The 12,875-nt window shown below is 61.5% G+C and carries 11 protein-coding genes; 6 read left to right on the top strand and 5 right to left on the bottom strand.

Annotation, left to right across the window (positions count from 1 at the left end; translation table 11 throughout):
- Positions 1 to 104: 104 nt before the first annotated feature.
- Positions 105 to 764 carry a GTP-binding protein gene (locus AC07X9_RS22035; RefSeq protein WP_017181313.1) on the bottom strand — a complete coding sequence of 220 codons (660 nt, stop codon included), beginning with the start codon at positions 762 to 764 and terminating at the stop codon, positions 105 to 107.
- A gap of 85 nt (positions 765 to 849) precedes the next feature.
- Between AC07X9_RS22035 and AC07X9_RS22030 the strand changes: the two genes are divergently transcribed.
- Complete coding sequence (locus AC07X9_RS22030) at positions 850 to 1,254, top strand: MerC domain-containing protein (protein ID WP_019052312.1); 405 nt, start codon at positions 850 to 852, stop codon at positions 1,252 to 1,254.
- A 61-nt stretch (positions 1,255 to 1,315) separates the two neighbouring features.
- On the opposite strand, the gene AC07X9_RS22025 is transcribed toward AC07X9_RS22030, so the two are convergent.
- On the bottom strand, positions 1,316 to 1,972 hold the full coding sequence (locus tag AC07X9_RS22025) for a hypothetical protein (RefSeq protein WP_017181311.1): 657 nt from the start codon (positions 1,970 to 1,972) through the stop codon (positions 1,316 to 1,318).
- A gap of 122 nt (positions 1,973 to 2,094) precedes the next feature.
- On the bottom strand, positions 2,095 to 4,176 hold the full coding sequence (locus AC07X9_RS22020) for a TonB-dependent receptor domain-containing protein (RefSeq protein WP_017181310.1): 2,082 nt from the start codon (positions 4,174 to 4,176) through the stop codon (positions 2,095 to 2,097).
- Between the two features lie 225 nt (positions 4,177 to 4,401).
- Between AC07X9_RS22020 and AC07X9_RS22015 the strand changes: the two genes are divergently transcribed.
- The 4 genes from AC07X9_RS22015 to AC07X9_RS22000 all read left to right on the top strand — a co-directional run bounded on the left by AC07X9_RS22015 (position 4,402) and on the right by AC07X9_RS22000 (position 9,241).
- Positions 4,402 to 5,073 (top strand): ABC transporter ATP-binding protein, encoded by a 672-nt coding sequence (locus AC07X9_RS22015; RefSeq protein ID WP_017181309.1) that lies wholly within the window; start codon positions 4,402 to 4,404, stop codon positions 5,071 to 5,073.
- Positions 5,070 to 6,389, top strand: a complete 1,320-nt coding sequence (locus AC07X9_RS22010; protein WP_017181308.1) for an ABC transporter permease — start codon at positions 5,070 to 5,072, stop codon at positions 6,387 to 6,389. Before AC07X9_RS22015 ends, AC07X9_RS22010 begins: the two co-directional genes overlap by 4 nt.
- 7 nt (positions 6,390 to 6,396) lie before the next feature.
- Complete coding sequence (locus AC07X9_RS22005) at positions 6,397 to 6,891, top strand: DUF3299 domain-containing protein (RefSeq protein ID WP_017181307.1); 495 nt, start codon at positions 6,397 to 6,399, stop codon at positions 6,889 to 6,891.
- 226 nt (positions 6,892 to 7,117) lie between these two features.
- The gene (locus AC07X9_RS22000) at positions 7,118 to 9,241 is read left to right on the top strand and encodes a TonB-dependent receptor (protein ID WP_017181306.1); all 2,124 of its coding nucleotides are present in this window, start codon (positions 7,118 to 7,120) and stop codon (positions 9,239 to 9,241) included.
- Positions 9,242 to 9,309: 68 nt separating this feature from the next.
- Here AC07X9_RS22000 and AC07X9_RS21995 read toward each other — a convergent pair whose 3' ends face one another.
- The gene (locus AC07X9_RS21995; RefSeq protein ID WP_017181305.1) at positions 9,310 to 10,590 is read right to left on the bottom strand and encodes a cation:proton antiporter; all 1,281 of its coding nucleotides are present in this window, start codon (positions 10,588 to 10,590) and stop codon (positions 9,310 to 9,312) included.
- Between the two features lie 58 nt (positions 10,591 to 10,648).
- On the bottom strand, positions 10,649 to 11,479 hold the full coding sequence (locus AC07X9_RS21990; RefSeq protein WP_017181304.1) for a 23S rRNA (adenine(2030)-N(6))-methyltransferase RlmJ: 831 nt from the start codon (positions 11,477 to 11,479) through the stop codon (positions 10,649 to 10,651).
- Between the two features lie 300 nt (positions 11,480 to 11,779).
- Between AC07X9_RS21990 and AC07X9_RS21985 the strand changes: the two genes are divergently transcribed.
- Positions 11,780 to 12,874 carry a glycosyltransferase family 4 protein gene (locus AC07X9_RS21985; protein WP_017181303.1) on the top strand — a complete coding sequence of 365 codons (1,095 nt, stop codon included), beginning with the start codon at positions 11,780 to 11,782 and terminating at the stop codon, positions 12,872 to 12,874.
- Position 12,875: the final 1 nt, after the last annotated feature.

Below are 12,875 nucleotides of genomic sequence, written 5' to 3'. Positions count from 1 at the left end.
CGCCAACTGATCAAAACCAGTCGGCCGACTAAATCCCCGGGATGAAGGGGTCCTTTTTGCACGCCGATCACCCCACGAAGGGGGTGCCTATTGCACGCTGATCCTCAGCCATGATCGCAGGTGATGATGCGCGCATCGGCATTGAGCGAGGCGACGAGCTTCTTGACGATCGCAAGCTGTTCAGGAGGCACGGCGCTTGCCTTGTTGATCACGACCACATCGGCAAATTCGATTTGCTCGACCAGCAGACCGACCAGACTGCGTGTGTCATCTTCGCCCAGACTTTCACCGCGATCAGCAAGGAAGTCCTGGCTGGAATAGTCGGTAAGCAGGTTGAGCGCATCGACCACCGTGACCATCGTGTCGAGTCGGGCGACGTCGCCGAGGCTGTTCCCTTCCTCGTCGCGGAAGGAGAAGGTGGTAGCGACCGGCAGAGGCTCGGAGATGCCGGTACTCTCGATCACCAGGCTGTCGAAACGGCCTGCCTCGGCAAGGGCGCGCACTTCCTTGAGAAGGTCATCGCGCAGGGTGCAGCAGATGCAGCCATTGGTCATCTCGACCAGGCTTTCCTCGCTGCGCGCAAGCGCCGCGTCGCCGCCGCGCACGAGATCGGCGTCGATATTCACTTCCGACATGTCATTGACGATCACCGCGACGCGCCGTCCCTCGCGATTGGCGAGGATGTGATTGAGGGTGGTGGTCTTGCCCGCGCCAAGGAAGCCCGAAAGCACGGTGACCGGAAGCCGATTGTCAGTGGAAGCCATATTCTGCCCTTGACCTTTATGTGACGGTATATCATCTCTGATACGGATATGCGCGACGTCTGTCCAGCGTCGGTCGGAGAATGTCATGAAACTATTGTCCTCCAGGCAGCCGCTCCTCGACGGGCTGGCGATCGGAGCATCCTTCGCCTGCCTCATTCATTGTCTGGCCCTGCCGCTGCTGATCATGCTGCTGCCCGCGCTGGGGGCATTTCTGGTCGTGCCGGAAGCCTTTCATGTCTGGGCGCTCGTCTTTGCTGCGCCGGTCAGCCTGGTGGCGCTGTCTGCTGGCTATCGACATCACAGGGCTGCCGCCCCCCTGTTCATCGCCCTGCCGGGCCTTGCACAGATGGCAATCGGCGCACTTGCGACATCATCGGAATGGATGGAAACAGCATTTACCGTCCCTGGCGTGCTTTTGCTGGCGATCGGTCATGCGCTGAACTGGCAAGGGCTGCGGCTCGCAAGCCAAAGCCGGAAAGCCGGCGCATGAGCGGGGTCTAAAAGGGCGGCAATCTACATTTCCCGGTAACGCCCCCCGTGCTGCGGACCGCTCAGCCTGCCTCCGCCGCGATCACATAGTCAAAGCCATGCCGCAGCCCGCCTTCGCGCGCGATGATGGCCAAGGCGTCCTGTCGCAAGGCTTCGCCCCGCGCGTGCAGCGCCGCCGCCAGCGACCGATCCCCAAGCCTTGAAAGCCGCGGCGCGCACATGTCGATCTGACTGTTCACGAACCGGCGCTGGTAGCGGATGGGGAAGCGATGCGCGTTCACGATGCGAAAACCCAATGCCGTCATCTGTTCCAGCACCCATTCCATCGGGAACTCACGATAGGGCCGCTCGCCCGCATGGAGCAGGACGGCGTCGCGCCATCGCCCGATGTCGCCCAGGATTTGGCCATCGCGCGTCCCGGCACGCTCAGTGATATAGGGTTCCAGCCCGATCAGATAGAGCCGCCCGCGCGCCAATGCCCGCAGGCGGGCGAACATGCGTTCCTGAAAATAGGGTGCGAAGCCTTCGATCGCCCCGATCAGATAATCGGCGAGAATGGTATCGAAACGCTCACCTGCCAGCAGCGTCGGATCCGCCCAGTTGCCAACGATGATCCTGTCCTGCGGTCGACGAACGCGATCCGATGCGTCACGCACCTGAACGGCATGGCCCGCCGCGCCGGTGACGGCGACCCAGCGATCGGTCGCAAGCCCCGACACCCAGCCGATCGAATTGGTGCCCGTTCCCGCGTCCAGAAAGGTGCCCCAGAGCCGATCGCCCTGGAGCGCCTGGATATGGCGGAACAGCGCGGACGGTCGCCGCGCTGTTCCTTCCGTCTTGCTCAGAATGCCCCCCGCAGGCCGAACACGAAGTTGCGACCGCGCAACGGAGAGAAGGTCTTGATGAACGAGCTATGGTTATATGCCAATTCGTTGGTCAGGTTGGTGCCGCGCACGAACAGTTCCGCGCTGCGCTTGTCCCCCAGTTCGAGGCGATAGGCGAGCGTCGCATTGACCATGTCATAGCCCGGCGTGCGCGTTTCAAAGGCTGCGATCCGGTCCTGTTCGAACACATGATAATATTCCGCATCCGCCGTGAACGGCCCGACATGCGCATCGCCGCGTGCGCCAAGGCGCCCGGCCGGAATACGCGGCAGGTCACCGCCGCCATTTTTCAGCTTGGCGCGAACATAGTCGCCGAACACCGACAGGGCGAACTGATCGTTGAAGGCATGACGCACTTCCCCATCGATGCCGGTGAAGGTCGCCTCTGCCCCGGCATAGCGGATCAGACGGAAATCTTCGAACTGGTCGAGCGTCTGGGCGTAGATATAATTGTCGAAGTCCTGATGATAGGCGCCGATGGTGAAGGTCGTCGGCCCTGCCGTCTTGCGCAGCGTCAGGTTGACCGAATTCGCCTTTTCAACGCCTTGCGATACTTTTTCGGCAAGGCGGCTGTTGCCGCTGACGATCCCGATCTCATAGGTGTTGGTCGCAAGGTGCAGGCCATAGGCATAAAGTTCCTGCACCGAAGGCGCGCGTTCGGTATGCGCCAGCGACAGCGCGAGCGAGTAATCGCTGCCTACATTCCAGATCGCGGCGGCCGATGCCGAAAAGGGCTTGTGCCTGATCGACGGATAGCGCGTGATCAGCGACTTTACCGTCTGCCATTCCTGCCGGGCGGCTGCCTCCAGCCGGACAGGACCAAGCGAATAGGTCTCCATCAGGAAAATCGCGGTATTGCTGCTGTCGGTATTCAGCGTGTGAGTCTCGCCGCCGCTGATCGCCTGGAACCGGCTGCCGCTCTGTTGGATGCCGAACGTGCCGCGCAAGCCCCCCAGCGGCGCATGGGTCAGTTCCACACGCAGGTCGTGGGCCTTGTTGAGGAAGGTGTTTTCCGCTTCCCCATCCTCGATCTCATCATGGGCATAGTCGGTGAAGGACAGGCGGAAGCGTACCTTCTCCAGCGCGGGCACCGGATTGTCATAATCGCTGCGAATGTCGAAGCGATTGCTCCGCAGCTTCACGAACGGCACTTCCTCCTCATGGTCGTGTTCATGATCATGGTCGTGATCATGCTCCTCTTCTTCTCCATGACTGCCGCAATGCAGGCCGATGCCATGGGGATGGCAGCTTTCATAATCATGATTGTGGCCCGGCACGCCATATTCATTGCGCTGGCGGGTATAGGCAACGCCCAGATAGCCGTCCGGGCCGATCCAGCTTCCCCCGACACTGAAGGTCGATGTGTCATTGTAGGAGCCATGCACTCTGTCCTCCCCAAAGGCGCGAGGCACCCGATAATCGTCGGAGCGGCGGTGGACGCCTTCAACACGCAGCGCCAGCGGCCCGACGCCCACGGTCGCACCGCCTACGAGACTGCGCTCGTCATCGCCCGTGCCCAAGCGGCCTTCGGCTGCGCCGGCGATGCCCCCTTCCGGAACGTAGGTCGGCACCTTTTCATCCAGCAGGTTGACCGCACCGCCGATCGCACCGCTACCATAGAGCAGGGTCGCCGGACCGCGCAGCACCTCGATCCCGCGCAGCAATAGCGGTTCGCCCGTGACATTGTGGTCGGGCGAGATTGCCGAGGCGTCCTGCACATTGGCGCTGTCGCTCAGCACCTGCACGCGGGGCGAGGATTGGCCGCGAATGATCGGACGGCTGGCGCCGCCGCCGAAATTCTCGAAATTGATACCAGGCTGGCCGGCCAGCGTTTCACCCAGAGTCGCCGCGCGTCGGTGGATCAGTTCTTCCCCTGTGAGCGTGACAACCGGTGTAACGGTTTCATCGGCCGTCTGGCCCAATGGCGCCGCCGTCACGACAATGTCGTTCTTGCCATGACCGCCCGCTTGGGCAACTGCCGTACCGGGTGCGATCGCGATGAGCGATACGGCACATAGATAATGAAGGTGATTTCTCACAAAATGCCCCTGCCAATGATTTGAGTAGGGCGCAGTTACGTAATATCATATCATGAAACAACCCCGGATCGGCAAAAATTTTGCAGAACAAATCAATGTTTCCAGTTAGTTACAAAATGTTTCTGGCATTTGGGGCGTGACAGGAGTGGAAGCTTGCACAGTTGATCGTTATGATACACCGTGACATTCAGCCAAGGTTTCACGGCCATCTTCTTGGGAGACAATATGCAATCCCCCGCTACGCCGGTTCTGGATATCGCCGGATTGACCCATGGTTACGGCCCGACGCCGGTCCTGAATGACCTGGCAATCCGGCTGGACCGTGGGGTGCATCATTTGCTCCTGGGACCGTCAGGATCGGGCAAGACGACATTGGTTCACGCCATTTCCGGACTGCTGGCACCTGACAAGGGCCAGATCATGGTTGATGGCGAGGCCATGACAGGGCGCAGCCAGACGGCGCGCGATGCCCTTCGGCGGAACAAGATCGGCCTGATCTTCCAGTCGCTGCGCCTTGTTTCGGCTTTGACCGTGCGGCAGAATCTGCATCTGGCCGGACGGCTGAGCGGTCATCCCACGACGAACGATGCGATTGACGGGCTGCTTGCCCAGTTGGGGATCGCCCACCGCGCCGCCGCCAAGCCCCGTCGCCTGAGCCAGGGCGAGGCCCAGCGAGCGGCGATCGCGCGCGCGCTCATAGGCAGGCCCAGCCTGCTGATCGCGGACGAACCGACATCGGCACTGGACGATGACAATGCTGCGCGGGTGGCTTCGCTGCTGATCGAAGCGGCGGATCGCAACGGTTCGACCCTGCTGATCGCAACCCATGATCAGCGCCTTAGAAAGCTGATCCCGCATACCATCACTCTGGGCGCCCAAGGGGGCACGATCCAATGATCCGCGTTGCCCTGGCCTATCTGCGCGATCGTCCGCTGATGAGCGCGCTCAACATCCTGCTGCTGTCATTGGCCGTTGCCATGCTCGTCATGCTGCTGTCGGTATCCACCCAATTGGGCGATCGCTTCGAGCGCGACGCACGCGGCGTCGATCTGGTCGTGGGGGCCAAGGGGTCGCCGCTGCAATTGATCCTGTCCAGCATCTACCAGATGGATACGCCCACGGGAAACATTCCCCTGGACAGCATTGCCTTGCTCCGTCGCGATCCATCCGTGCGGCAGGTTATCCCGCTTGCCCTGGGGGACAATTTCCGGGGTTTCCGGATCGTCGGGACCGAGCCGGCCTATCTTGGCCTTCAGGATGCGAAGCTGGCGCAGGGGCGGATGTTCGCCAAGGCGCAGGAGGTCGTCATCGGCGCGCGGGTGGCCGAAGAACTCGGCATGACGCTTGGACAGCGCTTCGTCGGGTCGCATGGGCTGACCGAAGACGAAAATGCCGGCCATCATGACCATACTCCTTTTACCACCGTCGGCATCCTCGCGCCTACCGGATCTGTGATGGATCGCCTCATCCTTTCCAATGTGGAAAGCGCCTGGGAGGTGCATGGCATCGAGCATGATCATCATGACGAGGAGGAATTGCACGAGGGCCAGCACGCACATGAGCATGGAGCGATGGGTGCAGATCAGCATGAAGCGGCCGAGCATCATGATGCGGATCATGACGCGCATGATCGGCCTGCCAATCTGACCGAGCGGGAACAGTTGAAGCCGGAAATTACGGCGCTTCTGGTATCGTACAGGTCCGCGTTCGGCGCCGTACGCATACCATCGATGATCAACCGCCAAACCAACATGCAGGCTGCGGTGCCCGCCGTCGAGACAGCCCGGCTCCTGTCGCTTCTGGGTGTCGGCATTGATGGTGCGCGCGCGTTTGCCTGGCTGCTCGCGGCGACCGGCGGTCTTTCCATCTTTGTCGCCTTGCTTGCGGCGGCGTCGGCGCGGGAAGGCGATCTGGCGTTGCTCCGTGTCATGGGCGCCAGCCGCGCGCAGATTTTCGGAACGATCATGGCGGAAGGTCTCGTCATTTCGGCCATTGGCGGGCTTGCGGGGCTGCTGCTGGGCCATGGCGCGCTGGCGTTGGCGCGCAAAAGCTTCGAGCAACTCAGGGATTTCGGATTCGATCCCTTCACGCTTTTGCCTGGTGAAGCAGCGATCCTGCTTGCGGTCCTGACCATTGGCCTTGTGGCATCCCTGATCCCCGCATTGCGCGTCTTCCGCCTCGATCTGGCCGACAGCCTGACGCGATCCAGTTAAGGAGTCCATGATGCGCCTTTTGATTTTACCTGCCCTGCTGGCGCTGACCGCGATTCCGGTTGGCGCCGCGATGCAACTGGGCAAGCCAGCCCCGACCAAAGATGTGTGGCAACCGGCAAAGACGCCTGCGGGCGGCACGCCTTGGTCTTTGCTCCAGCAAACGAAGCTGAACGACCGCACGGACGAGGCGACGATGATGATCTACACCAAGCCGAGCTTTCCGCCGGCGGTGAAGGCTCTCAATGGCAAGCAGATCAAGATTGCGGGCTGGATGATGCCGCTCGACAATGGGTTAAAGCAGAAACATTGGGTTCTGCTTGGCTATCCACCCGGCTGCCCCTTCCACATGCATGCGCTGCCCAATCAGTTCATCGAGATCAATGCGGCGGTTCCTTTCCCGACCGACGAAAGCAAGGTGCATGTCGTAACCGGGACATTGCAACTGACCGGCTATGATGAAAGCGGTATCTTCTATCGCCTGTTGAACGCGCGCCCGGCCTGAATCCCGGAGGGGGGGCTTGGTCATGAAGCCCGCTGGCAAGGCATAATCCGGCTGCGGGTTTCTGCCCCTCATCACCCTTTGCGCCGATCCAGCAATATTTTGACACGATTTGTTTATGATATATTGTATCTAAAAACAAAGCCGCATAAGAGAGCCGCGACAGGGGAACGCGCCAAGAGCGCATTCAGGAGAGGATCCGAGGTTCGGATCATAAAAAGGGTACCCCATGCGCATCAGTTTTCTACTATCTACTTGTTCGGCCATCGCGGTCCTGACGCTAAGCCATCCCGCTCTGGCGGAGGATGACGGGTCAGCCACAGCGGGATCGCACGAACAAACCCCTGCCAACATCATCGTGACTGCGCCTTTCCAGCGTGATCGGTCCGACATCCTCTCTGGCACGTCGGTGCTTCAGGGCAGCGAGCTGACCCAGGCCATCCGGCCTTCGATTGGCGAAACGCTCCAGCATACGCCCGGCGTGTCCGCGACCTCCTTTGGTCCCAGCGCGTCCCGCCCGGTTTTGCGCGGGCTTCAGGGGGAGCGCGTCCGTGTCCTGGTCGATGGCATCGGCTCGATCGACGTGTCCAACACCAGCGTCGATCATGCTCCCGTGGTCAACCCTTTGCTGGCCGAACGCATCGAGGTGCTGCGCGGTCCCCAGTCGCTGCTGTTCGGCGCGTCGGCGATCGGCGGCGTGGTCAACGTCATTGACAAGCGCATTCCCCGCAGCGTGCCCGAAGAGCCTGTTCATGTCGACGCGATCGCCACCTATGGCAGCGCGGCCGACGAGCGCAGCGGCGCGGGTTCGGTCGACGTACCGCTGGGTGACAAGTTCGTCGTTCACGCCGACGGCAGCTATCTGAAATCCGACAATATGCGTATTGGTGGCTACGCCCTGTCGCCCAGTGCCCGTGCGGAAGCGCTGGCATCCAGCCAGCTTCCCGCAGAAGAGCCGGCAGAGGGCGAGGAAGCCATCGATTTTGCCGGCAACGCCGCTATCCGGGGCAAGCTGCCCAACAGCCAGGCCAAGACCTGGACTGCAGGCGTCGGTGCTGCCCTGATTACCGAGACCGGCAATCTGGGCGTTTCCTACAGCCACTATGATAGCCTCTATGGCGTGCCCGTTCGTTACGCGACCCGACCCGGCCAGGAACAGGAGGCGCCGCGCCTCGATCTCGCGCAGGATCGACTGGATTTGCGGGCGGAGGTCGAGACGGGCGGCGGTTTCCTCAAGACCATTCGCGCGCGCGCGAGCTATGCCGCCTATCGCCATTTCGAACTGGAGGAGGACGGCGCAGTCGGCACTGCTTTCTACAACAAGGGCATGGAAGGGCGCATCGAACTGGTGCAGGCCGATCGTGGCCCGTGGCAGGGCGCAAGTGGCGTTCAATATTATTCGCGAAACTTCAACGTGGTTGGCGACGAAGCCTTCCTGCCCAAGAATGACACGCAGCAGTTCGGCGCGTTCACCCTGCAGACCCTCAATTATGGCCCGGTGAAGCTGGAAGCGGGCGCGCGCTATGAGCATAGCGAGTTGCAGGCGCTGCCGCTCGAAGAACAGGACCAGTTCTTTTCGGGCAAGCGGACCTTCGACACTTTCTCCTTCTCCGGCGGCGCGTCCTATGGCTTGAATGACAATTGGCGTCTGGGCGCCAACATCTCCCGGTCCGAACGTGCGCCTTCGGCAGAAGAATTGTTTGCGAATGGTCCGCATGCCGGGACGCAGGCGTTCGAAGTCGGCAATCCCGATTTCAAGACCGAACGCGCATTGGGGGTGGAAGCTGTGTTGCGCGGGAAGGGCGACAATTACAGTTTCGAAGCCTCGGCCTATCATAACTGGTTTTCCAACTTCATCTATGAAGGGCTGACCGGCGAGGAAGAGGATGGCCTGCCCGTCTATCAGTTCAATCAGGCGAAGGCGCGATATTACGGGTTTGAAGCGCAGGGTTCGGTTACCCTCGCCACATTCGGCGAGATGAAACTCGTCGCCGATGCGCTGGGCGACTATGTCCATGCCCGGATCGTCGGCGAGGGCCCCGCGCCGCGCATTCCGCCGCTGCGTGTGCTCGGCGGCCTGGGCGTCACCAGTCCCAAGGTGGATGTGCGCGGCGAGGTCGAGTGGACGGACGACCAGAAGCGCATATCCGACTTCGAGACGGAAACGAAGGGCTTCACGCTCGTCAATGCCGAGGTCAACTACCGCCCCTGGGGTATGGAGCGTCCCCTGAGCTTTGCGCTGTCGGCGAACAACATCTTCGACGTTGTTGCCCGCCGCCATGCCTCCTTCCTGAAGGACTTTGCGCCATTGTCGGGACGCGACATCCGCGTCACGGCCCGCGTCACCTTCTGAAGGCCGGATGTCCCGCCGCGGCTGCCGCGGCGGGACATTATATCAGGCAGCGGCGCTCCTTGGCCGATTTAATGAGCGGCGGAACCGTTCCCGTCGGGATCGCGCCCATGCCAGCGATCAAGCATTCGCATGGCGGGGGTGACGGTCAGGCCATGCAGCAGGATTGACAGCAAAGCCACCAAACCGACGATGGCCCACAGGCGAGGCCCCTCATCAATCTTCAGGTGATTGAGGCCATATGCAAGATAATAGAATGATCCGACGCCCCGGATGCCGAAGAAGGCGATAGTTCTCTTTTCCGCCCGGCTCGCGCGGAACCCGGCAAGGGCTACCAGCCCGGTAAAGGGCCGGACCACCAGCAGGATGACGATGGCCGCCGCTACATCGACCCACCGCAGCGGCCAGAGCATGCCACTCAACAGCGCGCCGCCAAATAGCAGAAGCAGCACCATCATGGCCAACCGCTCAACTTGTTCGGTCAGATCGTGCATTTGCCGGTTGAAGGCATGATCCCGATGCGATCGCCGTAGCGTTAGCGCGGTCACGAATACGGCCAGGAACCCGTAGCAATGCAGGATTTCGGTGACGCCATAGGATATGAATGTCGCGGAAATCGCGATCAGTCCGTCGCCGGTCTTAGACAATCGGGTGTCGGCGGGAATATGGAAGGTCAGCCACCCAAACAGACGGCCGATCAGCCAGCCAACCAGAACGCCCGCGCAAATTTCCCACAGGACATTGTGCAACAGCCATTGCGCAGCCCAGGGCTCGCCCGTCGTTGACGCCAATCCCATGGCGATGGCGAGATGCACGAATGGAAATGCCAGGCCGTCATTCAGTCCCGCCTCCGAGGTCAGTCCGAACCGCACCTCGTCCTCTTCCCCGGACTTGGGTGGGCCTACCTGAACGTCGGCAGCAAGCACGGGATCGGTCGGCGCAAGGCTGGCCGCCAGCAGCAGCGCCGCTACCCAGGAGAGGCCAAGCCACCACTGACCGATGAGCGTTATGGCCAGGATACCCAACGGCATCGTGACGGCGAGCAGCCGCCAGGTGATGTTCCATTTGCCCCAGCTGAAAGGTCGGTCGAGTTTCAGCCCGGCCCCCATCAGGGCGATGATTACGACGAATTCGGTAAAGCGCTCGGTCACTTCGGGATAGGTGAGCGGCAGGGGGCGCAGCGTAACCGCAGGCAAGGAAAATATGGCTACGCCGATGGCGATGCAGACGACGGGCAAGGACAGCGGAAGGCGCTTGAGCGCCAATGGAAGCCATGCCACGAGCGCGATCAGTAGTCCGGCGCCGGTGAGGATCAGGATATAGGGGTCAGGTGCTGAAATGATTTGCTGCATCGCCTGATAACGACGCAATCGTCGGATTGGCTACATCACCCATGGCAAGACAGCGATTTTACCGGCCCAGCCAATCGGAGGTGATCTCGCCGCTATGCCCCTCCGGCGCCAGCGCAGCGCGCAGAGCCTTTTGCAACGGCGGCAGGGCCTGCGTGAAGGCGTAGGGCGGGTTGACGATAAACAGACCTGCACCATTATAGATGCCGGACTGGTCGTCATCGTACAGCCAATGTTCCACGCACAGAAACTTCGGGATGCCGAGCCTGCGCAACTGGTCCTTCCACCGTGAATGCGTGGCGCGGTCTTTCAGCGGATACCAGATCACCGTGACGCCGTGCGCCCATTTGCGGGAAGCGGCGGCCAGAGTGGCTGTGATACGGGCGCGTTCGTCTGTCTGCTCGTACGGCGGATCGACCACCACCACGCCGCGCGGTGTTTGGGTCGGCAGCAATGCCAGCCATAGCTCGTAGGCGTCGCGCTGATGCACGGCGGCGGACGTGCCGCGCATCGCGCTGCGCAAGGCATGAACGTCCTCGGGATGTTTTTCGTTCAGGATCAGGAAATCCTGCGGGCGCAGAAGCTGCGCCAGAATATGCGGCGAGCCGGGGTAGAGGCGTGGTTCGGGCCCGTCATTCACTGCCCGCACGGCGGCGCGATAGTCGTCCAGTAACGGGTTGGTGTCGGCGAACGCCCGCAGCACGCCGTTAATGGCCTCGCCGGTGCGCTGGGCCTCCTCGCTGCCAAGGTCGTACAGCCCACAGCCGGCATGGGTGTCGATCAGGGTCAGGGCGCCTTCTTTCTGCTGCAACGCCCGGACAAGGGCGATCAGCAGGCTGTGTTTCACGACATCGGCGCTATTGCCAGCATGGAAGGAATGGCGATAATTCATTGAGATTCAAAATCCTGACGATCTGCCTTCATACGAGCCGCCGGGTGGGGAAGCGGCGCGCGAGGCGATTGAAGCAACACATCGGATGCTCGTATAGAGTCGCGCGGAAACCTTCAAATCCGTAGCCGCCATCTTCAGCAGTATGTTGGCCATCTGCGTGAGAGCGCCCAGACCGACGACGAGGAGGAATAGACGAAAGATTGTCGTTCATGAAACTTGCGTGCTTCTGGAGGCTTGTAGCGGTGCAGCCTTGTCGTGGATGGGGGACGAAGGGCTCAACTCGTTTGAGAGGACGCCCGTATGAAAATCGCGCAAATCGCTCCCCTGGCCGAAAGTGTCCCGCCGAAATTATATGGCGGCACCGAACGTATCGTATCCTATCTGACCGAAGAACTGGTCCGTCAGGGCCATGAAGTCACCCTGTTCGCCAGCGGCGATTCGCAAACCAGCGCGGAACTGGTGCCGATCACGGACATGGCGTTGCGTCTCAACCCCGCTGTCGTCGACACAATCCCTTATCATATGATAATGATGGAGCAGGTCCGCCGCCGCGCCGACGAGTTTGACGCGCTGCATTTCCATATCGACATGCTGCACCTGCCGATGGCGCATGATTTCATCGGGCGCACCGTGACCACGCTGCATGGCCGGCTCGATCTGCCAGACCTGCCGCCATTCTACCGCACCTTTGCACAGCACAGCCTGGTGTCGATTTCCGATCATCAGCGGCTGCCCATGCCGCCGGTCAATTGGGGTGGCACCATCTATCATGGCCTGCCCGCCGACCTGCTGGCGCCCCGGCTGGGCGCGGGCGAGGATTATCTCGCTTTTCTTGGGCGCATATCGCCGGAAAAACGGCCCGATCGCGCGATCCGCATTGCCGCGCGATCGGGGCTCAAGCTCAAGATCGCGGCCAAGATCGATGCTGTCGATCGCAGCTATTGGGAACGCGAAATCGCGCCGCTGGTGGACCATTATCCCAATGTGGAATTCATTGGCGAAATCAACGAGCAGCAAAAGGCCCAGTTTCTGGGCGAGGCGGCCGCGTTGCTGTTTCCGATCGACTGGCCCGAACCGTTCGGCCTGGTCATGATCGAGGCGATGGCTTGCGCCACGCCGGTCATCGCCTTCCGTTGCGGTTCGGTGCCCGAAGTGGTCGAACATGGCGTGTCCGGCTTCATCGTCGATAGCGAGGATGAAGCGGTGGCGGCCATTGCTGCGCTGCCTGATCTGGATCGGCGGCGGGTACGCGCCGCGTTCGACGCACGTTTCACGGCGCAGCGGATGGCAGCGGACTATGTGGCGCTGTACCATGATCTGCCCGGTGCCCGTACCGATGCCGCCCGATTGCGGCGTCATCGGGGCGTGGAAGCCGAATTGCAGATCGTCGCATAGG

Source organism: Sphingobium sp. GW456-12-10-14-TSB1 (assembly GCF_059424385.1).
This window is presented reverse-complemented; position numbering and strand designations above follow the sequence as displayed.

Coding starts and splice junctions, on each gene's coding strand:
- AC07X9_RS22035 (WP_017181313.1), bottom strand. CDS start 764: ATGGCTTCCACTGACAATCGGCTTCCGGTCACCGTGCTTTCGGGCTTC.
- AC07X9_RS22030 (WP_019052312.1), top strand. CDS start 850: ATGAAACTATTGTCCTCCAGGCAGCCGCTCCTCGACGGGCTGGCGATC.
- AC07X9_RS22015 (WP_017181309.1), top strand. CDS start 4,402: ATGCAATCCCCCGCTACGCCGGTTCTGGATATCGCCGGATTGACCCAT.
- AC07X9_RS22010 (WP_017181308.1), top strand. CDS start 5,070: ATGATCCGCGTTGCCCTGGCCTATCTGCGCGATCGTCCGCTGATGAGC.
- AC07X9_RS22005 (WP_017181307.1), top strand. CDS start 6,397: ATGATGCGCCTTTTGATTTTACCTGCCCTGCTGGCGCTGACCGCGATT.
- AC07X9_RS22000 (WP_017181306.1), top strand. CDS start 7,118: ATGCGCATCAGTTTTCTACTATCTACTTGTTCGGCCATCGCGGTCCTG.
- AC07X9_RS21995 (WP_017181305.1), bottom strand. CDS start 10,590: ATGCAGCAAATCATTTCAGCACCTGACCCCTATATCCTGATCCTCACC.
- AC07X9_RS21990 (WP_017181304.1), bottom strand. CDS start 11,479: ATGAATTATCGCCATTCCTTCCATGCTGGCAATAGCGCCGATGTCGTG.
- AC07X9_RS21985 (WP_017181303.1), top strand. CDS start 11,780: ATGAAAATCGCGCAAATCGCTCCCCTGGCCGAAAGTGTCCCGCCGAAA.